Raw genomic sequence first — 681 nt, 5'->3', positions numbered from 1 at the left:
GCTTGAACGCGAGGTGCGGGAGCTTCGTCAGGCCAATGAGATCCTGAAGAAGGCGTCGGCGTATTTTGCCCAGGCGGAGCTCGACCGCCCGTTTCGCAAATGACTGCTTTCATTGAAGAACACCGCGGGGAGTTCGGGGTCGAGCCGATGTGTAGAATTCTACAGATCGCTCCTTCGACCTATTATGACCGGCGGGCCATCGTGCGTGATCCTGACCGGGCATCAGCCCGGGCCAAATCGGACGCCGCCCTGAGCGTCAAGATCGACGCGGCCTGGGATGCCAACCGCAAGCTCTATGGCGCGCGGAAGATCTGGCATGTGCTGCGACGGCAGGGTGAAGACGCCGACCGCTGCACCGTGGAACGGTTGATGCGCAGTTTAGGCTTCAGGGGCGTGGTTCGCGGCAAAAAGGTCATCACCACAAATCCCGACACGTCTCTGCCGTGCCCGGATGACAAGGTGAACCGCCTGTTCATGGCAGATCGGCCGAACAAGCTATGGGTTTCGGACTTTACTTACGTACCCACATGGTCCGGGACGGTCTATGTAGCGTTCGTGATTGATGTGTTTGCCCGACGGATCGTGGGATGGCGCGCATCAACTTCGATGAAGACGCAGTTCGTGCTCGACGCGTTGGAACAAGCGATCTGGCAAAGAAAGACGCAAGATAACAAGAGCTTG

At 58.4% G+C, this 681-nt stretch carries 1 pseudogene and 1 other annotated feature; the pseudogene reads left to right on the top strand.

What is annotated here, in order from left to right:
• Nucleotides 1-681, top strand: a pseudogene (locus RSW2DRAFT_RS16995) (IS3 family transposase); the annotation flags it as partial.
• Nucleotides 58-174, top strand: a sequence feature (AL1L pseudoknot). (Overlaps the previous pseudogene by 117 nt.)

Source organism: Rhodobacter ferrooxidans (assembly GCF_000176015.1).
Taxonomy (GTDB): domain Bacteria; phylum Pseudomonadota; class Alphaproteobacteria; order Rhodobacterales; family Rhodobacteraceae; genus Pseudorhodobacter_B; species Pseudorhodobacter_B ferrooxidans.
The sequence above is the reverse complement of the archived record's forward strand: the minus strand, read 5'-3'. Positions and strand labels throughout refer to the sequence as shown.